Genomic DNA, 19,406 nt, shown 5'->3' with positions numbered 1-19,406 from the left:
AATTATCTTTAACATTAAATTAACGTATTCAGTTCGTGCTGGATCCAGTTCAGGAAATGACTGACGCGAGGAAACTGCGCAAATCCGCGCGGATAGACCAGGTGGTGCGCGCTGACCGGCAGGCTATAGGGCTCTGGCAGCACTCTGACCAGTTTACCGCTGCGTAGATAATCTTCAGCCAGCAACTCACTCTCGAAAATAAGCCCGTGCCCCAGCATGGCGGCTTCAAGACTCATATAAGAGCGGTCAAAGCGAAATAACCATTCTCTGTCCGGCTGGGGTAATTGTTGAGCAGCGAACCATTGTGGCCACTGAATAAGCGGTGATTCCGATAATATCAGCGCGTGATGAATGAGATCCCCGGCCTGATTAACGGGAAAGCGTTCAAGATAATCGGGCGAAGCCAGTACCGACATCCTTTCATGGCGGATGGTTTTAATCTCAAACGATTTCCAGTCCGGGAAACCGTGCCGCACCGCAAGATCAATATTATCGCGACTGAACGATAAATTTTCATAGGAGCAGGAGAGCGTTAGCTGAAATTCCGGGTAGCTGTCGCGAAATTTATGAATCCGCGGCAACAGCCACAGCAGACCGAAACTCGGCGCGCAGTGAATCCGCAGATTACTGCGCGTCTTCTCGTTACTGATGCGCGCCGTCGCCTGCGCCAGGCCCAGCAGTATCGGGCTGATTTCTTTAAGGTAATGTTCGCCTGACAACGTCAGCACCACGCCTTTAGCCGAACGATTGAACAGGCTGCAACCGAGTTCCCGTTCCAGTTTTGCCAGCTGATGACTGGCCGCCGAAGGCGTAATACTTAATTCCTCCGCCGCACGCGCCACATTGCCAAAATGGGCCACCTGCTCAAACACCCGCAGTGATTTAATCGAAGGTAAGTGGTCAGCCTGCTTGTCCATTGGTCTCTCCGTGACGGAAATATGTGATGTATGCCCGTTTCTAAACCGCAGAAATGTTAACTGCATCAAACCAACAAATTCATTCAGCATCAAATGAATTTTTTTGCATTGCCAATATCGACGGCTTTATCAATTCTGATCGTGACCCTGCCGGTAGCAATACCGAACCACTAATAATTATTCTTCTGGAGTGGACCATGTTACTTGAAAATAAAGTCGCGATTATCACCGGTGCAGCTTCCCAACGCGGGATTGGCCGTGCAACCGCAGCCTGCTTTGCGCAGCACGGCGCCCGCGTGGTGGTGCTGGATTTGGATTTACAGGCCGCTCAGGCCAGTGCGCTGGCCTGTGGTGACGGTCATCTGGGGCTGGCCGCAGACGTGACCGATCCGCTTAGCGTTCGCCGGGCAATCGATCAGGTCCTGAAGCACTATGGCCGGATAGATGTGCTGGTCAATAACGCCGGGATTACGCAGCCGGTGAAAACGCTGGAGATTGGCCTTGAGGATTACAATCGCATTCTTGATGTTAATCTGCGCGGCACTTTGCTGATGTCACAAGCGGTGATCCCCACCATGCAGCAGCAAAAGAGCGGCAGTATTGTCTGCCTCTCGTCGGTTTCCGCACAGCGCGGCGGCGGTATTTTTGGCGGCCCGCACTACAGCGCAGCCAAAGCTGGCGTGCTGGGGCTCACCAAAGCGATGGCGCGCGAATTTGGCCCCGATCAGATCCGTATCAATGCGCTTACGCCAGGTCTGATTCAGACCGACATCACCGGCGGTCTGCTGCAGGATGAACGTCGTCACGCCATTATTGACGGTATTCCGCTGGGCCGCCTCGGCGCAGCCAGCGACGTCGCCAACGCTGCGCTGTTCCTCGCCAGCGATCTCTCCAGCTACCTGACCGGCATCACGCTGGACGTCAACGGCGGCATGCTTATCCATTAAAAGCGCCCTGCCCTGCCCGCATTACCGGCGGGCTCACACCGGGAGTGACTATCATGAGCACGCTTAACCTGAGCGCAGCTGCGGCTGCGCGCGATATCACCTATCGCAAAATTGCCTGGCGATTAATGCCGTGGCTGATGCTGTGTTATCTCTGTGCCTATCTTGACCGCGTGAATGTCGGCTTCGCTAAATTACAGATGATGGAAGATCTGTCACTGAGCGAGACGGTATATGGTCTGGGTGCTGGCATCTTTTTTATCGGCTATTTCTTTTTTGAAGTCCCCAGTAATCTGATTCTGCATCGGGTCGGCGCTCGCCGCTGGATCGCGCGCATCATGATCACCTGGGGTTTTATCTCAGCCCTGTTCGCCTTTGTTGAAACCGCATGGCAGTTCTATCTGCTGCGTTTCCTGCTTGGCGTGGCAGAAGCCGGACTCGCGCCCGGTCTGCTGCTCTATCTCACCTACTGGTTCCCCGCCAGCCGCCGCGCCCGCATGACGGTGCTGTGGTTTATCGCCATTCCGCTTTCCGGGATGCTTGGTGGCCCGCTCTCTGGCTGGATTATGGCAACCTTTGCCGGTTTCCACGGCTGGGCCGGCTGGCAATGGATGTTTCTGCTGGAGGCTATCCCTACCATTGCTATGGGTTTAGTGGTGTTGCTGGTGCTGAAAGATCGGGTTGAGCAGGCGGACTGGCTGGATGATGACGAAAAGCGCCGTGTCCGCGCCGACCTGGATGAAGACAATCAGCAGAAGGCCTGTCACAGCACGGTTAAAGCATTCGTTGCGGATAAGCGTCTCTGGCTACTGGCGCTGATCTACTTCTGCGTCGTGATGGGACAATATGCCCTGACCTTCTGGTTACCGACACTGGTCAAAAATTCCGGCGTCAGCGAGCCGCTGCATATTGGCTTCCTGACCAGCCTGCCCTACCTGTGCGCCATCATTTTTATGCTGCTGGCCGGTCGCAGCGGTGACCGTCATCGTGAACGCCGCTGGCACCTGATCATTCCGATGCTGGTGGGACTGAGTGGATTGTCGCTGGCAACGCTGCTGAGCCATAGCGTCTCTCTGTCGCTGCTCTCACTGTGCATTGCCGCCGCCGGGATTCTCTCTGCGTCTTCACTGTTCTGGATGCTACCGACCAATCTGCTGGGTGGCGTCTCTGCTGCCGCAGGCATCGCCGCGGTGAACTGCATTGCCAATCTGGCCGGCTTCTTTTCGCCGTGGCTGATTGGTGCCATTACCACGGCAACCGGTTCACCCGCATCAGGAATGTATTTTATTGCTGCCGTACTGCTGGGTGGCGCGCTGTGCGTGCTGCGCATCCGGGCAGCGGATGTTAATCGTTAATCAGGAGGTAATATGACTGACCATCTGCACGCGTCTTCCGGTCTCTCACTGCAGCAACGCGCTACCAATATTCGCCGCCACGCGTTATTGATGGGCCAGGTTCAGGGACAGGGCTATATCGGTCAGGCGCTCGGCGCGGCCGATCTGCTCGCCGTCAGCTATTTTCATGCCATGAACTATCGCGCCGATCAGCCTGACTGGGAGCAGCGCGACCGCTTTTACCTGTCGATTGGGCATTACGCTATCGCCCTGTATGCGGCTCTGCTGGAAGCTGGCGTGATACCGGAAGCCGAACGTGAGACTTACGGCACCGATGAAAGCCGCTTGCCCATGTCCGGCATGGCAGCCTATACGCCGGGCATGGAAATCACTGGCGGTTCGCTCGGGCATGGCTTAGGGATCGCCGTTGGTGCCTGTCTGGGCCTGAAGCAAAAAGGATCTGCATCGCGGGTCTTTAACCTGCTCTCAGACGGCGAGCTGAACGAAGGGTCAACCTGGGAAGCGGCGATGTCCGCCTCACACTGGCAACTGGATAATCTGATCGCCATCGTTGATGTCAATAATCAGCAGGCGGATGGCCATAGCAGCGAGATCCTGGCCTTTGAACCGATTGTGGATCGCTGGCAGGCTTTTGGCTGGTATACGCAGCGGGTGGATGGCAATGACATCACGGCTTTGCAGTCAGCGTTTGATGCAGCGCTCAACTGGGCTGAACCGCAACCACGCGTGATTATCTGTGATACCCGGATGGGCAAAGGTGTCTCGTTTCTGGAGAGCCGTGAGAAAACGCACTTCATCCGGGTTGATGCCGATGAGTGGGACAAAGCCCTGACTGCGCTTGAGCAAGGAGTCTGAGATGAATTTACAACCGCAAAAAAAACGCCTGACCACCTCGGCAATGATCGCGTCGATAGCCGCAGAGGGACAGCCAACACTCTCAGCACCGTTTGGTCATGCGCTGATCTCGCTGGCGCAGCAACGACCGGATGTGGTCGGAATGACGGCGGATTTAAGCAAGTACACTGACCTGCATCTGTTCGCCGACGCTTTTCCGGAACGCTTCTATCAGATGGGCATGGCGGAGCAGTTGCTGATGAGCGCAGCGGCTGGCATGGCGCGTGAAGGCTTTACGCCGTTCGTGACGACCTACGCGGTATTTGCGTCACGGCGCGCCTATGACTTTATCTGTATGGCTATCGCCGAAGAGAATCTGAATGTCAAAATTGCCTGTGCGCTGCCGGGCTTAACTACCGGCTACGGACCCAGCCATCAGGCCACGGAAGATGTGGCGATTTTCCGCGGGATGCCCAATCTCACCATCATCGATCCTTGTGATGCGCTGGAGATCAGTCAGGTCGTTCCGGCTATGGCCGAGCATCAGGGACCGGTTTATCTGCGCCTGCTGCGAGGTAAGGTCCCGCTGGTGCTGGATAAATATGATTACCGCTATCAGCACGGTAAAGCCCAGCGCCTGCGAGGCGGCAAACATGCGGTGATCATCAGTAGTGGGCTGATGACGATGCGGGCTCTGGAAGCCGCCGAAGCGCTGGAGAAGCAGGGTATTGAGGTAGGCGTAGTGCATTCACCCGTCATTAAACCGCTGGATGAAGCGACTATTCTGCGCGAAGCCGGTGAGGCGGTTGATGCTAACCGGCTGGTGATCACCGCAGAAAATCATTCAATCGTAGGTGGATTAGGGGAAGCCATTGCGGGTCTGCTAATGCGTAACAGCGTGATGCCGCGCTTCAGGCAAATCGCCTTGCCGGATGCTTTTCTGGCAGCAGGCGCGCTTCCAACGCTGCATGACCGCTATGGCATCTCAACCGAGGCAATGATCAGGCAAATCACCGCCTGGCTGGAGGCGTAATCCACAGCAAAACCGGGCCTGGCCCGGTTTTTTTTCGTCTTAAAAACAGTCGTAGCCGGGGCGAAGCTGAATCAGCGCTGCCTTCTGCTGATTGCAGTGGTCAGCGAATCGGGTCAGCCAGTGATCGTGATAAGAGTGAAGCGCCAGCGGCTCCCGTGTTCGCATCCCGCCTGATAAAATTATCGCTATCCGATAAAAGCTAAAAACTGGCTATTCACTGTAAACAGTATCCAGCCCGGACCCGTGGTTCGCTACCGGCAGGACGGCAAGCAATCGGGGCAGAAGAGGTTATCTGGCATCGGTGATATCCCTGTTTACCGATCGCAGTGAATGGGAGATCAGGCGCTGCTATCTCAACTCATATCCTGACTGCGTGGTAAGCATGACAATGCGCTGACAACCTGAAAGTCGATGAAACCTGTTAAAAAAGTGCTGACATAAAAACCTGTTTCATCAACGGGAAAAAAGTTATCCACTTTTTCTGTGGATAACTGAGGGATATTTTCTGAGTATCTTTTTTTACCCCGGTTTGTTGCGCTTCTGGCTGACCGGTACCGCTTAACCTGAGGCTGTTTTCCAGAGACCTGTTGCCAATAGATTGGCCGGAATGGCCTGAAATTCTGGCGATTTCAGGCTGAAATCCTTCTGATTATTGGAATTAAATCAATATGTTATCTATGAAATCCATCTGGCGCGGCGTTTGGCTTCCGAACGTCAGAGGTGCGCAAACAAGCGCTGAGCCGTCTGGTCGTGCGTTAAGGAACCTGAAGTAAAAATTGATTGGTTACTAATGAACCAGCCTTAGGATTAATGATGTTGCATTGTCATCTTTAGTGAGTGGCCGGCAAGCTGGCACGTTAATAACTCATCTTCCTGATTCAATGAATAGCCCCGGTCATAGAGGCTTCACTTTTGACTGTGTCATCCGCTGACAGGATTTCCCCGCAATGCTGGCATCAGTGCATTGGTTCCTTCATCACTTTGAACTGCTGGCCTGCATCATCTTTGCCGTAAGAATTAAGGCAGCCGACCATCATTGCCTTAACGATCAAGACCAAAAGCGTAAATCATCGATGTTCTAAACGGTGGCGTTTTAGTAGCAAATGTCAGCGAAATTTCAGGCAAAAAACACAGCGATTTCATGCGAAGTTTTGACGGTGATAAATTGGTTTTATCTATATTTAACAATAAGTTAGATTTGAAATTTTCGATGATTTTCTGGCGATTTCAGCCTGAAATTCGGCTGAAATCGCTGTAGCGAAAGGTATTTCCCGTCAAAAAACTCGCTCTGAAGAGCGAATAGTGATCAGTTAAACGACAGGTGATAACGCAGAGTGGTACCGCTGGTGCAGAAGTCCACGCCGGGAAGCATGGAGAGTTCGGGAACGGGCAAAATGGTCGATCGCCGAACGGTACGCCGGCACGACGTCAAAGCCAAAAATAAAGAGTGAGCGGCGCGAGCACGGCCCGGCAGCAGCAGAAGCGCTCAGGCCTGCACCCCGGCACGCGCGCGCAGAAAAAAAGCTGCCACGTTTGACCGTGACAGCCTTTGCAAATTTAACCTTAACTGACGAGCATTCGCTGTGCAGCGTTGGTTTTTTAACGGATGAAGCGTTAACGGGCGAGATATTTTTTCAGCGTCTCTGCAATGACTTTATCCAGCTCTTCCTGCAGCTCTTTTGACTGTCGGTTGAACTCATAGCTGAACATCCGGCCACGAACTTTTTTGCGGGCGAAGCGATCCTTGTCTGCAAATGACCAAAGCGTCGTTGCCTGGGTTTTGTCTTTCTCAGGCTCTTTCATCAACGTCTGGCTGCCCTGGCGAATCAGACGCAGGATGTGATTTTTGAGCTCATCCTCAGCCAGGCCGTCACGCGCACAGACCACATCAATCTCCATAGAGATCGAATCAATCAGTGCTTCTACAGTTTGTCCGGACTCGCTCAACTTATCGGCCGCCTGCAACAGCGCTTTATAGTCCGGATAGGTGAGTTCAGAATGATTAGGAAACAGTGAAATCAAATCAGAGGGTACGCTGGCCGCCTGCAACGCGCGCGTCACTTTGGCCTGAGATAAGCCCTGATTTTCGGCAATCTCTTTCTGCGACAGGCCACCTTCTTTTAGCGTTAACAGGCGCATCCCGACTTCACGCAGGTTATGTTCACGCGCAGTCTGGATATCCTGTGCCAGACGACGCGCTTCCTCTGCGCTGATTTCAGCGTCACTGATCAGAACATCCAGACCCGTTTTGCAATAAATAGCCGCAGCACGACGGCGTGAACCATCCAGGATCTCAATGCGGTCATTGCGCATGATGCCGATAGCCGGGAAAAACTGTTGCAGCTTGATAGTGCGAATGATGTCACGCAGCGAATCCGGCGTGAGCCCGGCCTGGTCACGGCCGTTCGTTTCCATCGTGACGAATGTTTTCGTTTCGACTTCATTTGCCGCAATGCGCTCAAAGCGAAACAGCGCACGTTTACCGGTGGCCAGCACAAAGGTCTGGCTGTGCTGTTCATCACTCTTATCATTTTCCAGCGGCGTCTGGCTGAAGGTTCTGCCAATCGTAATTCTTTTTGCGCTCATACAAACCTCAGTTCAGGCGAATAAATTCGATACGGTCAAATACCGCTTTAGCAAAATCCTCAGCAGCTGAGCGCGCATTTTTCAGCGCTTCGCTACTGCCGACATAGGTCGAAGGATTTGCCGAGATTACGGTGTCGAATGACTCACCGCACCGTTCGAAGCCGTCAAGGCGGGGAAGGGCTGCGTCCAGCATGTCGCCACCGAAGATTTCCTTGGCGAGGCTGTGGCACAGTTTGTGGTCCGCCTTGTTAGAGAGTTTCGACATAAAGCCGATGTTGCCCTGCAGGCGACAGGTCGCGCCCGAGTCTTCGATGATGCCAATCAACTCCGGTAAACGGGTCAGATACTTCAGAGTTGAATGGAAATCGACCTGAGCAGGCGGCACCGGCGTCATCAGGAGATCCGACGCAGCAATGGCGTTCTTCAGAAACGCATCCAGATGTGGACCACTATCAATGAAGATAAAGTCGTAATCTTTCTTCAATTTAGCAATAACGTTGTCATACAACACGGAATGGACGTTTTGCCCAGGCAGATGTTCAGCGCACAGCTCGTCCCAGCGTGAGGCAATAAACGCATCGTCGATTGAAGCGGGCAACACATCAACGCCCGGAATAATCGACGGCACGATAAATTCATTCACCAGCTCATCACGGGTGACATTCTGCAGCATCGCCTGGGCCGCCGTAGCTTCGACCAGACCGACTGAACGTTCATGATTCAGAAACATGGTAGCGGACGATTGCGGATCGAGATCAATCACCAGAATACGCAAATCTTCAAATAAAAGATGAGGATGCGCGCGCAGCGCATGTGCCAGCGAAACGGTTGATACGGTCTTAGAGACGCCACCTTTCAGGTTACCAACAAACAGGGTGTAGGCGTCGATATGGCGGTCGCGATACTTAGGTACGCCACGATGGTGATAGATATCGATGATATTCTGAATCGACATCGCGTACTTTACTGACGATCCGGCGGCACGCTTATCGAACTGATAGCCGCTCTCCTCCATCTCGTTAACCGCATAATCCACACTGGCTCGGGTCAATTTAGGCAACTTGGCTAACGCCGCTTTGGCATAGACCTGATAATAAGTGTTTTCATGTAACTCTTGTTTTTGCGCCTGAATTTGCTCGGTAAGGCTTAACAACATGCGTTCTGAACGCTGCGCCACCTTCATTACCTGCTTATCATCGTTAGCCATAGTTGCTCCGGACATGTAGGATTTATGACTTTATACAGAAATCCTGCACATGAGGCAATAATTTATCCTGTCAACGTAATCTGCGTATCTGTGTAGTCAGAGTGGTTATGGTGAGGTTCATCACATTATTTTTACATTACTGTCTGTATCGGCGCATTCTCACAGACCGAAACGTTCACTGTAATCAGTAAAACACTGGCAGAACATTCACTGTAATCAGTAACAGGTCAGGCAACGGGCAGAACGCGGGCGGGATAGCGGATGGTTGGACAGAGTCGCGGATAGGTGGGCAAGAGAGAGCTGGATAAGGGCACGGAGTTGCTGGCTGATATGATAAAAACATTCACTGTAATCAGCGGACCCTAAGGAAGCCTGTTGTGATCTTTAAAGGATGGTTATGAAAGAAAAGGGTGGGGCCGCAAATTTTGTCTGAACCATCATCAGCTGAACGCAGGGTAGTGAGCCGGGATGGCGCAGGTGTTCAGCCAACTGTCTGCTGTAACGTTCACTGTAATCAGTAGAACAGACCAGTGGCGTTGCAGAGAGAGGTTCCATGACATCAACTCAAACGTTCACTGTAGTCAGTAGTTTCTCACTTCTGGTTTGGCTTATTTCCTCAAGGCGACGCAAACATTCACTGTAATCAGTAAAATTGAGCCTGAACGCTGCAGTTTGGTTAATTGCCAGGCACAGTACAACTGACTCGCGTCGGGATAGAGATGCTGAACGGTGAACAAACCCACAAACGTTCACTATAATCAGTAGCGCAGTAGCCGGAGGCTGACTCTGCGTTCACTATAATCAGTAAAAAGCGCGCCCCGAGCATAACGTTCACTGTAGTCAGTAAACTGCATACGGCCAACCTGCCTTCCTGTTGCGGCAAGGGTGATGCGATGCTGACCGCCTCTGAATGCCTGGCCGGGTAGGGCGGATACTACTCTGGCGGCGCCAGGCCCTGCGTTCTGAGCCCTGCGTCCTGAGCCTTGCGCCCTTAGCCTTGCGTTCTGCGTCCTGCGTCCTGAGCCCTGCGTCCTGAGCCCTGCGTCCTGAGCCCTGCGTCCTGAGCCCTGCGTCCTGAGCCCTGCGTCCTGAGCCCTGCGTCCTGAGCCCTGCGTCCTGAGTTCTGCGTCCTGAGTTCTGAGCCCTGAGCCCTGCGTTCAGAGCCCTGAGCCCTGCACCAATAGCGCATTATTCATTAAGGATGCGGCAAAGCAGGCATGACTCGCTTAATTGCAGCAACCGCCTTCTGAGCGCAGCGTCGCCTGGTCAGGGCTGCGATAGCGATCAGTAAGCCCGCCTCTCACGCTTTCATCCCGATACTGACTGCAGTCAACAACCCGATCTGCCCGTGGTCTTTCAGAGACTATTACGCTGCAAACATTCACTGTAATCAGCAACACGTTCACTGTAATCAGCCAGCCATTCTGAGCACCCGCTCGTGCCACCAGAAAACATCGCAGTCTGGCTTGCGTGACCAGCCTGACAAGGCGAAGAGGAACGTTCACTGTAATCAGTAATACGTTTCCACAGTTGCAGAGCTGAAAAACAGCCTAACCCCAATGCCAGCCGCTCTTCAATGCCACCAGCCGGTTTGACCCGATACTTCAGGTGTTCACTGTAATCAGCAATTCTGCGAACCCTGTCACGTTTGTCACTGATTGCGCTGTAAAAACAGGGTTGTGAGCGTAATGCTCGTCCCATACCGCACAGTTTTTTTATAATTATTATTTTTCAATAATTTAGAATTAAGTGTTCACTGTAACGAGTAATATGGCGTGTTAAAGCGTTCACTGTAATCAGTAAACAGCCTTGAGTCGTCAGGCACGTTCACTGTAATCAGTAAAACGGTTAAACGTAGCGATAAGGTAATCACCAATATATTGAAGTGAGCACTAACTAACATGCAAATTACTGTTACATATGGAATTTAAAAAGGGGTAGCGCCAGATACGTATCTCGCCATAGCGGCGACTGCTGAATACAGTGAACGTTACTGATTGCAGTGAACAGGGGGAAGGATGCTGATTACAGTGAACAGCTGAATCTGGCATGCAGTGTCACTTTCAGGCGGGAAGTGACACTGCAACGCGCGGGTACTGATTACAGTGAATAGCAGAGGCTACTCGTCAAATTCAATCTCATCCAGCGAATCGATGCTCTCAAGATTGCTGATACCATCAAGTTTCGGGGTACGGCTATGGATGATGAAGAAGACCGAGCGGCCACGCTTCACCTCAGAATAATCAAGATAGCCAATCTCTTTCAGTTGTTCCATTGCGCGTCGTACCACATGATTCTGCGTGGTGGTCTTGGAACCCAGGTTCAGACGCATCCGCAAGCGGGCAAGGGAGATAGGTGCAGGATTAGTCGGCAGGCTTTCAAGAAAAGTATAGAGCGCCTGAGCAGACTCTTTACGCTTGAGCCGTGATATCGCCCGGAGCTGCAATAACACCTTGTGATCGAAATTATAGAGCTCAAACAGCTTGGGGTCCGCCTGGATACGCACGATATCCTTTTCGCGATCGTAATAGGCCGACTGCACAAGGTGGGTATGATACGCCTTGCCGTTGCCTTCAAAGGATAAGGTATTGGTTGCAATGCGGCGTAATGAAGCATCCAGACGCTTACGCAATGCGGCAGAGGAGTTGGCTGAAGGGATGCCGCACATCTTCACAAAATCGATAAACGGCAGCGTCACCGTGTCGCCTTTGGTCGGATAACGTGAAAATGACTGGATGATGCCAGCCCAGGTTTTAAAATCGTTATCCATATCCAGCCGCGCGCCGGTGATGGTAATCTTTTCATATCCTTCAGCTTTAACCAGCGAGAGATTCTTCAGCTCTTTGGTGGCGTCCGTTGATGCCATGGCACCGGATTTGCCGCGCGCTGTCGATTTCAGCGTCGGAACAAACAATCCGAGCCGCATTAAAGCAACAGGCTGAACCGTATTATTCTTGTTGGGATGAAGCTGAATAACTTCACCGCTGTTTTTGGTCACCGACAGAAAAGGTTCTAGTAACGCTTTGTTTTCACTATCTTTATCTGCCATAGCTTGAGATCTTCATTCTGTGGATGAAAGGGATCGTTTTCTGACTACAGTGAACATTAGCACTGTTTATAGTGAACATTCTACCTGGTACAGTGAATAAAGTACTGATTACAGTGAACACTTTACTGATTATAGTGAACGCGATCACCCTTTCAGCCCTTGTGGGGTGCGGCCTGCGACGATCGGGGATCTCTTAGGATCTCTATATGATCTCTTTAGGATCGTTATATAGGAACTAATCACTGTATAAGTGGATAACCTCTCACGGTTCTTATCAGTATGCACGTCAGAGAACATCCTCAGGATCATTACCGCGATCGCTGCCACAGCAACGATCAATGACCTCACACTGACAACGACCCGACACTTATCGTTCTCAATTAATAAAGAACTTCCTCACTATTATTCATTTTTCATCACTAATTACCGGGCGTATGGTGATGTGACTGTCTACTGAATAAGGAAAGGGTGCCATGACTGACTATGCTATCTCTCGTAACCCCACCACAGGCGAAGAAATTGGCCGCTATCCGCTGCAGAACAGCAGTGAACTGGAAAATGCGTTGCGCCGCAGTGCAGACGCTTTTTCACAGTGGCGACACAGCGCGATGGATCTTCGGGTTAAGGTATTGCGTCAACTGGGCGAGCAAATCCGTCTGCGCGAACCGGACCTGTCGCGCATGATCACCCTGGAAATGGGTAAACCGATCGCTCAGGCGCGAGCTGAAGTGCTTAAATGTGCCAATCTGTGTGACTGGTACGCGGAAAACGGACCGGCAATGCTGGCTGACCAACCCACTCAGGTTGCGGATGCGTGGCAGCGATTCCGTCCGCTCGGCGTGATCCTGGCAGTAATGCCGTGGAATTTCCCTCTGTGGCAGGTTCTGCGAGGCGCAGTGAGTATGCTGCTGGCAGGCAACACCTATCTGCTTAAACACGCGCCTAACGTCATGGGAAGCGCAACGCTGATGGCTGAGCTGTTTGACGCCACCGATTTGCCGGCGGGTGGTTTTAACCTGATCAATGTCGATAACGACGGCGTCTCCGCCGCCATTAAAGACGATCGTATCGCGGCTGTCGCGGTAACCGGTAGCGTACGAGCCGGAGCGGCTATCGCTGCGCAGGCGGGTGCAGCACTCAAGAAAACCGTATTAGAACTGGGCGGCTCCGATCCCTTTATCGTGCTGGCGGATGCCGATCTGGATGAAGCCGTCAAATCAGCAGTGATTGGCCGTTTTCAGAACACCGGACAGGTCTGCATGGCGGCGAAACGTTTTATCGTGGAAGCGCCGGTTGCTGAAGCGTTCGAAAAGCGCTTCACCGCGGCCGTTCAGGCTTTAACGATGGGCGATCCGCTGGATGAAAACACTTTCCTGGGTCCGATGGCCCGTACCGATCTGCGTGATGAACTGGATCAACAGGTACAGGCCACGCTGCGCGAAGGCGCTCGTCTGTTGCTGGGCGGCGAAAAGGTGGCGGGGCAGGGCAACTTCTACGCGCCGACCATCCTGTCAGATGTGACCTCTGAGATGACCGCTTTTCAGCAGGAGCTGTTCGGACCGGTGGCGGCCATCGCCGTGGCGCGTGACCCACAACATGCGCTGGCGATCGCCAACGACAGTGAGTTTGGATTAAGCGCAACAGTCTGGACCGCCAATGAAGAGATCGCCGATCAGCTGGCGTTGCAGCTGGAAGTAGGTGCCGTATTTATCAACGGCAACGGCGCTTCCGATCCACGAGTGACGATCGGTGGTGTGAAGAAAAGTGGCTACGGTCGTGAACTGTCACACTTTGGCGTGCATGAATTCTGTAACGTTCAGACCGTCTGGAAAAATCGCCGCTAAGATTTACTGCGCCGCCGGAAGATAAGCAGGCGCAGCGTTTTTATCATCCTCAATAAGCGGGCGCACTAACCGATCCGGTGCAAAGTCAGTCAGCATCGCCGGACGTGCGCCGCTTAACATCTCCCCGGCGACCAGCCTGCCGAGTAGCGGTGCCAGCGTCATACCGCTGTGACTGACCATCAGATAAACCCGCGCCAGCCCGCTGACATATCCTATCGCCGGCAAGCCATCAGCCGGACGGGATCGCTGTCCCACCTCAATCCGCTCGATGCGCGCATCCTGACTGTTAGCGAACAACCGGCGCAGTCGCCGCAGCATTTCGTTCCCGATCATCCCATCCACCGCCACCGGACGCGCCGGATCGGCATGCTGATCCAGATCCAGCGCCTGCAGCATCAGGCGGCCGCCGCCATCGGGCCGGACATTCAGCTCCGGCGTAATAATATTGCTGCTGAGCTGAATCGGCAGCGGCTCTGTATAAGCCAGAAAGCTACAGGCGGCAGGGTTGGCCCGGTTAGCTTCGGTCATCGCCAGTTCAAAACCGCACTGCGCCAGCAGTTCGGCGGACCAGCGGCCGGTCGCCAGCACCAGCTGATCGCCCTGCCAGCGCTCGCCACTGGCAAGCGTCAGATCAACACCCTGATCGGAGGTGGACAGTGTGGTCACTTCGTCATGGCAGACCAGTTTAGCGCCCAGCGTCCGCAGATCGGCCAGCATCCGGGCAATGAACAGGCTGGGATAGAGCAGGCATTCAGAGGAGAAGAACCAGGCATTCTGCACCCGGGGATCGGGCCGCAGCTCCGGCAAAGCAGCCTGCAGCCTGGCGCGATCCCAGCTTTCTGCCGGGTAGCCGAGCGCCCTGAGCTTAGCCACGCGCTGTTCCAGCTGGCGATGAATGGCCGGATGCGTCGCCCACTCCAGTGTGCCGGTTTCCAGCAGCCAGGGCGCAGGCGCAGGATGCTCTGCCTGCCAGCGCTTATGCTCGTCAATCGCCGCCGCGTTGAGCCGGTGATAACTGGCGGGATCTTTGCCGTTAGCATTGACCCAGCCGTAGCTGATCTGGCTGGTGCCGCTTCCGGGATAGCGTTTGTCAAAAACCGTGACCTGCGCGCCCTGGCTGGCCAGCGATCGCGCAACCGCTAAGCCCAGCACGCCGGCACCGATCACGGCAATACGTTGTGGTGCAGTGTGTTGTCGCACAGTCTTTTGAGGCATAGTCAGTTTTCTCCGGAATTGATCGATGCAGCGGGCGTCGCCGATAGCTGTCGATGGTTTGATTCAGGTGACCTGTTCAGTTCAGGCTGGATAGAAAGGATTAACTTAACCGGGAGCCAAAATGCAACAACTCTCCATTGTTCCGCGCCTGTTGCCCGCTGTCCGACACGGTGAAAAAACGCATACCCTGCGCTGGCAGGAAGGGGATATCCATCCCGGTCCGCTTCGCTACTACAATCAGCAAAACCCTGCCGACACGCTGGTGGTATGGGTGACGAAAGTTGAGACGCTGCCACTCAGTGCGGCAGCGGAGAGGCTGGGAAAACAGGCAGAGTGGCCGGATGAGGTACTGCTGGCCGGAATGCGTGAACACTATCCGGCAATTGAACTTAACAGCGAGGTTCAGCTGGTGCATCACCTTACACCTGAGGCGACGCGGCAAAAAATGGCTAAATCTGCGTCAGAGGTGCTCCATCACCCGTAACGCCAGAGTATCTGCTTCTCGCGCATGGCTTCTATCGACTATGAGATCGCCTGATAACGGCAGAGCCAGAGTGCGCGTGAAGCCTTTCGCAACCTGCGCAAATTTGAGTTCCTCATCACATAAAGGCGATCAGATAGATTTTACAGGCTGATGCAAAACAGCGGCAAAGGCACCATTTACCGCACCCGATTTTGTTTCAGCAATAAAAAACCCGCGAAATCGCGGGTGAATAAGGCGCTAATTCAATCAATATAAAGTTGTGTTGTTCTGCATTGATATAAAGTGGCTAATTTTTCAAGTGTTTGTTTTTGCGGTTTTTTTCTTGATTCTAATTTAGAAACGCCGGCCTGAGTTATTCCCAACGCAGTTGCAACGTCTTCCTGTGACATTTTGCGGTGTAAGCGCCAGGCAACATGCAAAGGAACAGACTGTCTGCGACTGATTTTCAGAACCTCATGAGGAATTGTTTCATCATCGTCAGGCCCAGCCTGGTATGGAACAGGCTCAAACGCTTCTTCTGATAAATGGCTTTCGGCCATTAACTTGTTGAATAGCTCGATAGGGATAACGGCACTGGTACGATTCCCGCGGTCGTCGGTGAGAAACTGTATAACTGACATGAGTGCTTACTCCTATACGGTAGCGGCAAGCCCGGTATTCTGGTCATCCACTGGATATTACTGTCGCGTGTTTTTGTCTGCAGAGAACAAAATGAAGAGATCGGCAAGGCGGTTTCTCTTCACCATCCTGTCAGCGCTTTTTGTAGGTCGTCGATGTTCTTCTCAGTACTTCCAGAATATCAATCACCACGGGCTGACCTTTTTCAATCTTCCAGAGAACACGATAGTTACCTACCACCAGCTTCATTCGCTTCTCCTTGTCGTCGGTCAGCTTTTCAACTTTCAAATGTGGAATTTCAGGCCATTTCGCGAGCTCTTCCACCGCGTCCTCAATGGCATCACCCTCTTTTTTAGGTAGCGCTGAAAGTTGTTTCGATGCCTTTTTTGTCCAGTTAATTTCTGGCATCTCTCACCCTTCCATGTGATTAAAGAAAAGACTGAATCAGGCTTAAATATAACTATATTCAGTCATGATTGAAAGTGGATGGTTATAAAAAATCGATTTTAGTCATAGGGTAATGCGCGAGTGACGTACTGCGGACACTCTCCGGCAATTGAACTTAACAGCGAGGTTCAGCGGGTGCATCACCTCACACCTGAGGCGACGCGGCAAAAAATGGCTAAACCTCCGTCAGAGGTGCTCCATCACCAGTAACGCCAGAGTATCTGCTTCCAGCGCCCGGAAAATATGCGGCTCATCGCCCGGGTAAGTGATGTAGTCGCCCACATTCAGTTCGACCGGGGAATCGACCGGACCGACGAGCGCCCGGCCCTTAGCCACGATGATGTGCTCGTTGGTGTTAGGGGAGTGCGGCTGAGAACAGCGATCGCTGCCGGGCTGAACCTGCAACAGATAGAGGTCCCGTCGGGCGCCTGGCGGGCAGGTCGCCAGCAACACCGCCTGATAATCGGCTAAATCGGCGGTTACCGTTGGCCCTTCACCCCGGCGAATCACCTGCATACGGCGGGCTTCCGGTTCCATCAGGCGTGAAAAGGGAATATTCAGGGCTACGCACAGTGACCACAGCGTTTCGATGCCGGGATTACCATTGCCCGCTTCCAGCTGCGACAGGGTGGATTTAGCGATACCCGCGCGGCGAGCCACTTCCGCCAGTGATAAACCGGCCCGCTGACGTTCACGGACCAGCGCGTTAGCAATGATGCTGATAGGGGTATTCAAATGAACTCCATTTTCCTGATCGTTTTTTATAACGAACGTAATGTTCGACTTGTAAATGCATCTGTCGGTGTTCATTATAATGTGTAATTCGTTCATTATGAGATCAGGTCATGCTGTTTTCACAAATAAAATTGCTGGACAAAGGGGTGGTGAAGGCCATTTTTCTGGTCTGTCTGGCGGATGGCATTGTGGGGTTATCCTACGGTTCGCTGGCAACCGCCGACGGTTTTCCGCTGTGGGTACCGCTGGCGCTCTCCACGCTGGTACTGGCGGGAGCGTCAGAGTTTTTATTTATCGGTATCGTGGCGGGCGGTGGCAGTCCGTTTACCGCCGCCGCGGCGGGCCTGCTGGTCAATGCCCGCCATTTGCCCTTTGGTATCGCAGTCAAAGATCTGGCAGGACGCGGTCCGGTCGGCTTGCTGGGCTGCCATATCATGAATGATGAAAGTGTGGTGTTTGGTATTTCACAGCCAAAACTGGCGCAGCGCCGCATCGCCTACTGGCTGTGCGGCATCGGGATCGGTTTAATATGGCCGATCAGCGTGATGACCGGAGCGGCCATCGGTCAGTTTATTCCCGATACCTCAGTCATCGGGCTGGATGCGGTGTTTCCTGCCATCCTGATTGCCCTGATTTTTCCGGCGCTGCGTCAGCGCCGCACCCGTATTCCCGCCATGCTGGGCGCTTCACTGTCGCTACTGGCGACACCGCTGGTCCCGGCGGGAATGCCGGTGCTGTTCTCGCTGCTCGGCCTGCTGGCATGGAGATCGCGCAAATGAGCCACCAGACGATGATCGTTGCCGGAATTGCCCTGCTGGCGGCCGGAACCTGGCTGATGCGCTTCGCCGGTGTCAGGCTGGGAAATCGCTTACCGCTCAGTGAGCGCAGCCAGCAGATGCTGTCAGACGCTGCCACCATGCTGCTGTTCGCCGTCGCTGCCACCACCACACTGTTCGAAGGTCAGCATTTTTCCGGTATGGCGCGGGTGCTGGGTGTTGGATTTGCGCTGTTGCTGGCGTGGCGTCGTGCACCGCTGATTATCATTATTCTCGGTGCGGCGCTGATGACCGCGTTGCTGCGCTACTTAGGTCTACCCTGACCGCGATAACCCTATCAAACGCGGGATTTTTTCGCGGTGGATATTTGTTAGGATGCCGGTCAGTTAAGTTTTACTCAACACTGAACAGGCGTTGCTGAATGAATACAGCCCGAACCTTCCGGGGTTATGTCCTGCCGCTGCTGCTCGCGATGGCGAGCGTTTTCACGGTGAATCCCGCCGCTGCGCGCCCCGATCTGCGCCCTCTGGGCGAAAATATCGCCGACAAAGGCTCGGCGTGGTATCGCTTCGAGAGCAGAACCTTTGACTCGCAGGACGGGAAGCGACATTACCGGGTCTGGCTCGGTATTCCGAAAATGGCGGCTCCTTCCTCAGGCTATCCGGTGCTCTATATGCTGGACGGTAACGCGGCGATGGCGCAGCTGACGGAAAGCCAGCTGAAACAATTACGCCGTGGCTCGTCACCGGTGCTGGTGGCGGTGGGTTATGACAGCAATCTGCCATTTGACGTGGTGGCGCGCAGCTACGATTACACGCCACCTGACGACGCGCCAGACCCGATAGTCAACATGCCGCAGGGTCGCAAGGGCGGCGGCAGCCATCTGTTTCGACAGCTGCTGCTGAACAGCATCGTACCCTGGGTTGAAGCACAGGCAGCCAGCGATCCCCATCAGCGCGGCTTATGGGGCCACTCCTACGGCGGTCTGTTCGTGCTGGATACCTTTTACCAGGCCGCCTGGTTCAGCCATTACTTTGCGGCCGCTCCGTCGCTGGGCTGGAACGATCAACGCATCATCGAACTGGCACGGCGTGCCGATCCCCATTCACTGCAGCCATTATCTCTCTACCTGATGGAGAGCGACGGCGTCACCGAGCGGCGCGCCGGGCATTCTGATGACCTGCAACAGGAAGAGGCTGAGCTGATACCTGTTCTGCGCCAGACCGGTGCTACGCTGCATCTGACCCATTATGCCGGGCTAAGCCACGGTCAGATCCTGCCGTCCTCGCTGGCGGATACGTTAAAAATCGTCTCCGGTTCAAAAGATTGATCACCGCCGGCTAACCTGCGCATGATGTTTGT

Annotated in this window: 17 protein-coding genes; 9 read left to right on the top strand and 8 right to left on the bottom strand. The window is 53.7% G+C overall.

Features of this window, described 5'->3' with window-relative positions; all coding sequences use genetic code 11:
* Window positions 1–14 precede the first annotated feature (14 nt).
* Window positions 15–917: a LysR substrate-binding domain-containing protein gene (locus tag WFK59_RS15660; protein WP_336756322.1), complete on the bottom strand. Its 903-nt coding sequence runs from the start codon at window positions 915–917 to the stop codon at window positions 15–17.
* 197 nt (window positions 918–1,114) lie between these two features.
* On the opposite strand from WFK59_RS15660, the gene WFK59_RS15655 reads away from it, so the two are divergent.
* From WFK59_RS15655 to WFK59_RS15640, 4 genes are read left to right on the top strand one after another with little or no spacing between them, the layout of a single operon-like run.
* A complete protein-coding gene (locus WFK59_RS15655; protein ID WP_336756320.1) occupies window positions 1,115–1,864 on the top strand; it encodes an SDR family NAD(P)-dependent oxidoreductase in 750 nt (249 codons plus the stop codon).
* Between the two features lie 53 nt (window positions 1,865–1,917).
* Window positions 1,918–3,216, top strand: coding sequence for an MFS transporter (locus tag WFK59_RS15650; protein ID WP_336756318.1), 1,299 nt, complete (start codon window positions 1,918–1,920; stop codon window positions 3,214–3,216).
* Between the two features lie 12 nt (window positions 3,217–3,228).
* Window positions 3,229–4,071, top strand: a complete 843-nt coding sequence (locus WFK59_RS15645; RefSeq protein ID WP_336756316.1) for a transketolase — start codon at window positions 3,229–3,231, stop codon at window positions 4,069–4,071.
* Between the two features lies 1 nt (window position 4,072).
* The gene (locus WFK59_RS15640; protein ID WP_336756314.1) at window positions 4,073–5,083 is read left to right on the top strand and encodes a transketolase family protein; all 1,011 of its coding nucleotides are present in this window, start codon (window positions 4,073–4,075) and stop codon (window positions 5,081–5,083) included.
* A gap of 1,614 nt (window positions 5,084–6,697) precedes the next feature.
* Here WFK59_RS15640 and WFK59_RS15635 read toward each other — a convergent pair.
* The 3 genes from WFK59_RS15635 to WFK59_RS15625 form a co-directional block, all read right to left on the bottom strand.
* Window positions 6,698–7,669, bottom strand: a complete 972-nt coding sequence (locus WFK59_RS15635; protein WP_336756312.1) for a ParB family protein — start codon at window positions 7,667–7,669, stop codon at window positions 6,698–6,700.
* 7 nt (window positions 7,670–7,676) lie between these two features.
* Window positions 7,677–8,876, bottom strand: a complete 1,200-nt coding sequence (locus WFK59_RS15630; RefSeq protein WP_336756310.1) for an AAA family ATPase — start codon at window positions 8,874–8,876, stop codon at window positions 7,677–7,679.
* A gap of 2,119 nt (window positions 8,877–10,995) precedes the next feature.
* Window positions 10,996–11,925: a RepB family plasmid replication initiator protein gene (locus WFK59_RS15625; protein ID WP_233988520.1), complete on the bottom strand. Its 930-nt coding sequence runs from the start codon at window positions 11,923–11,925 to the stop codon at window positions 10,996–10,998.
* Window positions 11,926–12,398: 473 nt separating this feature from the next.
* Here WFK59_RS15625 and WFK59_RS15620 point away from each other — a divergent pair, with 473 nt between their 5' ends.
* Window positions 12,399–13,769, top strand: coding sequence for an aldehyde dehydrogenase family protein (locus WFK59_RS15620; protein WP_336756308.1), 1,371 nt, complete (start codon window positions 12,399–12,401; stop codon window positions 13,767–13,769).
* A 3-nt stretch (window positions 13,770–13,772) separates the two neighbouring features.
* Here WFK59_RS15620 and WFK59_RS15615 read toward each other — a convergent pair whose 3' ends face one another.
* Window positions 13,773–14,984, bottom strand: a complete 1,212-nt coding sequence (locus tag WFK59_RS15615) for an NAD(P)/FAD-dependent oxidoreductase (RefSeq protein ID WP_336756306.1) — start codon at window positions 14,982–14,984, stop codon at window positions 13,773–13,775.
* Window positions 14,985–15,105: 121 nt separating this feature from the next.
* Here WFK59_RS15615 and WFK59_RS15610 point away from each other — a divergent pair, with 121 nt between their 5' ends.
* The gene (locus WFK59_RS15610; protein WP_233988526.1) at window positions 15,106–15,468 is read left to right on the top strand and encodes a hypothetical protein; all 363 of its coding nucleotides are present in this window, start codon (window positions 15,106–15,108) and stop codon (window positions 15,466–15,468) included.
* A 242-nt stretch (window positions 15,469–15,710) separates the two neighbouring features.
* Here the strand turns inward: WFK59_RS15610 and WFK59_RS15605 are convergent, their stop codons facing one another.
* The 3 genes from WFK59_RS15605 to WFK59_RS15595 all read right to left on the bottom strand — a co-directional run bounded on the left by WFK59_RS15605 (window position 15,711) and on the right by WFK59_RS15595 (window position 17,268).
* Window positions 15,711–16,088 carry a helix-turn-helix domain-containing protein gene (locus WFK59_RS15605; protein WP_233988527.1) on the bottom strand — a complete coding sequence of 126 codons (378 nt, stop codon included), beginning with the start codon at window positions 16,086–16,088 and terminating at the stop codon, window positions 15,711–15,713.
* Between the two features lie 130 nt (window positions 16,089–16,218).
* A complete protein-coding gene (locus WFK59_RS15600) occupies window positions 16,219–16,494 on the bottom strand; it encodes a type II toxin-antitoxin system RelE family toxin (protein WP_233988528.1) in 276 nt (91 codons plus the stop codon).
* A gap of 225 nt (window positions 16,495–16,719) precedes the next feature.
* Window positions 16,720–17,268 carry a helix-turn-helix domain-containing protein gene (locus WFK59_RS15595; RefSeq protein ID WP_233988529.1) on the bottom strand — a complete coding sequence of 183 codons (549 nt, stop codon included), beginning with the start codon at window positions 17,266–17,268 and terminating at the stop codon, window positions 16,720–16,722.
* A gap of 110 nt (window positions 17,269–17,378) precedes the next feature.
* On the opposite strand from WFK59_RS15595, the gene WFK59_RS15590 reads away from it, so the two are divergent.
* From WFK59_RS15590 to WFK59_RS15580, 3 genes are all read left to right on the top strand, one after another.
* Window positions 17,379–18,047, top strand: coding sequence for an AzlC family ABC transporter permease (locus tag WFK59_RS15590; RefSeq protein WP_233988530.1), 669 nt, complete (start codon window positions 17,379–17,381; stop codon window positions 18,045–18,047).
* A complete protein-coding gene (locus WFK59_RS15585) occupies window positions 18,044–18,367 on the top strand; it encodes an AzlD domain-containing protein (RefSeq protein ID WP_233988531.1) in 324 nt (107 codons plus the stop codon). Before WFK59_RS15590 ends, WFK59_RS15585 begins: the two co-directional genes overlap by 4 nt.
* 98 nt (window positions 18,368–18,465) lie before the next feature.
* Complete coding sequence (locus WFK59_RS15580; protein WP_233988532.1) at window positions 18,466–19,374, top strand: alpha/beta hydrolase; 909 nt, start codon at window positions 18,466–18,468, stop codon at window positions 19,372–19,374.
* Window positions 19,375–19,406: the final 32 nt, after the last annotated feature.

Origin of the sequence: Pantoea sp. USHLN298, assembly GCF_037149395.1 — a bacterium.
Lineage (GTDB): Bacteria > Pseudomonadota > Gammaproteobacteria > Enterobacterales > Enterobacteriaceae > Pantoea > Pantoea astica.
This window is presented reverse-complemented; position numbering and strand designations above follow the sequence as displayed.